At 72.3% G+C, this 2,689-nt stretch carries 2 protein-coding genes and 1 pseudogene; 1 reads left to right on the forward strand and 2 read right to left on the reverse strand.

Going from position 1 to position 2,689, the window contains the following annotated elements:
- Positions 1-483: pseudogene (locus FV223_RS24700) on the reverse strand (aminodeoxychorismate synthase, component I); the annotation flags it as partial.
- Positions 484-784: 301 nt separating this feature from the next.
- On the opposite strand from FV223_RS24700, the gene rimO reads away from it, so the two are divergent.
- A complete protein-coding gene (rimO, locus tag FV223_RS24705; RefSeq protein ID WP_147729438.1) occupies positions 785-2,140 on the forward strand; it encodes a 30S ribosomal protein S12 methylthiotransferase RimO in 1,356 nt (451 codons plus the stop codon).
- Positions 2,141-2,261: 121 nt separating this feature from the next.
- Here rimO and FV223_RS24710 read toward each other — a convergent pair.
- On the reverse strand, positions 2,262-2,689 hold a 428-nt coding region (locus FV223_RS24710), incomplete at its 5' end, for a MazG nucleotide pyrophosphohydrolase domain-containing protein (protein ID WP_281407470.1).

Raw genomic sequence — 2,689 nt, forward strand, 5'->3', positions numbered from 1 at the left:
GGCCTCGCGCCGCGACGGCTCGGTCTCCGGGAAGCCGGTGGCGGCGAGGCGGCAGGTGCCGGCGCGGTGGTCGATGGTGAGCGCGACGTCGTGGAGGTCGAAGGCGGCGTCGTCCGTCAGCCCGGCCCGGCGCGCGGGCGGGACCACCCGCTCCAGCGCCTGCCCGAGATCGTAGGCGCAGTAGCCGATCGCGCCGCCGGAGAACGCGGCCCCCTCCTCCGGGCCGAGCCGGTAGGGCGCGAGGCAGGCGCGGAGCGCCGCCATCGGCCCGCCGGGGACGGGCCGCCCGTCCAGCGTGGCGCGGCCGTCGCGAAACCGGAAGCGGGCGAAGGGGTCGGCCGCCAGGATCGAGACCCGGCCGAGGGTGTCGTGCCGCATCGCGCTGTCGAGGAAGGCGAGGCCGGGCCAGAGGCGCAGCCGCATCGCCGCCGCGACAGGGTCGACGAACGGGATCTCCCGGGTCCAGATCTGTTGCGCCGCCATGTCCTGCGCTGTCGCGTCCGGTTCGAGGGCGACGGGTGCCGGCCCGTCGGTGGGTCCGAAGGCCTCGCACAGGCGGTAGCCCCTGGGAAGCCGCAGCCGATGCCGCAGGGTTTTGCGACCGATGCGCCCGACGCAATCCCACTCGGCGCTCGGCCGCGCGCCGGCGGGGCTCGCGCGGGCGCCGCGATCCCGCTATAGCGATGCCCCATCACGAAAATTCGGGCCCGAAGATCGGGATGTCCCCCATCCTCGGATTCTCGAGGCGTCCGACCTGGCGGCGTCCACGCCGCACGAAGGCAGCATGACCGCATCCGCTCTTCCGTCCGATCCGACGCCCGCAAGGGTCTCGGCCGCACCCAAGATCTCGTTCGTCTCGCTCGGCTGCCCGAAGGCGCTGGTCGATTCCGAGCGGATCCTCACGCATCTGCGGGCGGAGGGCTACGAGCTCGCCCGGCGCCACGACGGGGCGGACGTGGTCATCGTCAACACCTGCGGCTTCCTCGATTCGGCCAAGGCCGAATCGCTCTCGGCGATCGGCGAGGCGATGGCGGAGAACGGCCGGGTCATCGTCACCGGCTGCATGGGTGCCCAGCCCGACGAGATCCGCGACAAGTACCCGAACCTCCTGGCCGTCACCGGCCCGCAGGCCTACGAATCGGTGGTGGCCGCCGTCCACGAGGCGGTGCCGCCGGCCCACGACCCGTTCCTCGACTTGGTGCCGCCGCAGGGCGTCAAGCTGACCCCGCGGCACTACGCCTACCTGAAGATCTCGGAGGGCTGCAACAACCGCTGCACCTTCTGCATCATCCCGTCCCTGCGCGGCGACCTCGTCAGCCGCCCCGCCGGCGACGTGCTGCGCGAGGCGGAGAAGCTGGTCAAGGCCGGCGTGAAGGAGCTGCTCGTCGTCTCGCAGGACACCAGCGCCTACGGCGTCGACCTGCGCTACGCCGAAAGCCCGTGGCGCGACCGCGCGGTGCGGGCGAAGTTCTACGATCTCGCCAAGGAACTCGGCGAGCTCGGTGCCTGGGTCCGGCTGCACTACGTCTACCCCTACCCGCACGTCGACGAGGTGATCCCCCTGATGGCGGAGGGGAAGATCCTTCCCTACCTCGACATGCCGCTCCAGCACGCCTCGCCGACCGTGCTCAAGCGCATGCGCCGCCCGGGCAACCAGGAGCGCCAGCTCGAGCGCATCCGGCGCTGGCGCGAGACCTGCCCGGACCTCGCCATCCGCTCGACCTTCATCGTCGGCTTCCCCGGCGAGACCGAGGCCGAGTTCTCGGAGCTGCTCGACTGGATCGGGCAAGCCAAGCTCGAGCGCGTCGGCTGCTTCACCTACGAGCCGGTGACGGGCGCGCTCGCCAATTCCGTCGGCGCGGCGGTGCCGCCGGAACTGCAGGCCGAGCGCAAGCGCCGCTTCATGGAAGCGCAGCAGCAGGTCTCGCTGCGCTTGCAGAAGGCGCGCATCGGCAAGCGCCTGCCCGTGATCGTCGACACGGTGGGGCCCGACGGCATCAAGGGCCGCTCGAAATACGATGCGCCCGAGATCGACGGCACCGTCCACGTCGCCAGCCGCCGGCCGGTGCGCCAGGGCGACATCGTCACCGTGAGGATCGAGGCGGCCGACGCCTACGACCTGCGCGGCAGCGTGGTCTGAGAGCGGGTTTCGAAAGGGATCATCCCTTTCGTGGGTCCAGGGCGAAGCCCTGGTGCTTATTCGTCGGGCTCCGCCCGACACCCGCCAAAGGGATGATCCCCTCGGCATCCCGGATCCGCGATCAGGCCTCGCCGCGCTCAGCGCGCTTCACGGCGATCCAGGCCGCCTCCATTGCGGCGAGGTCGGCATCCGACAGCGTCCCGCCCGCGGCCTCGAGCCGGGCGGCCATCGCGGTGAAGCGGCGCACGAACTTGTCGTTGCCGGCCCTGAGCGCCGCCTCCGGGTCGATCCCGGCGTGCCGGGCGAGGTTGGCCACCGAGAACAGCAGGTCGCCGATCTCCTCGGCCACGGCCTGCCCGTCGTCGCCGGCGAGCGCCTCGGCGACCTCGTCGGCCTCCTCGCGGACCTTGGCGACCACGTCCGCCGCATCCGACCAATCGAAGCCGTAGCCGGCCGCCCGCCGCGAGATCTTCTCGGCCCGGGTCAGGGCCGGAAGCGTCCGGGCGACGCCGTCGAGCGGTCCCGCCGGGGCGCGGGACGGCTTGGCGG

It is taken from the genome of Methylobacterium sp. WL116, from assembly GCF_008039455.1.
GTDB lineage: Bacteria > Pseudomonadota > Alphaproteobacteria > Rhizobiales > Beijerinckiaceae > Methylobacterium.

Coding starts and splice junctions, on each gene's coding strand:
- rimO (WP_147729438.1), top strand. CDS start 785: ATGACCGCATCCGCTCTTCCGTCCGATCCGACGCCCGCAAGGGTCTCG.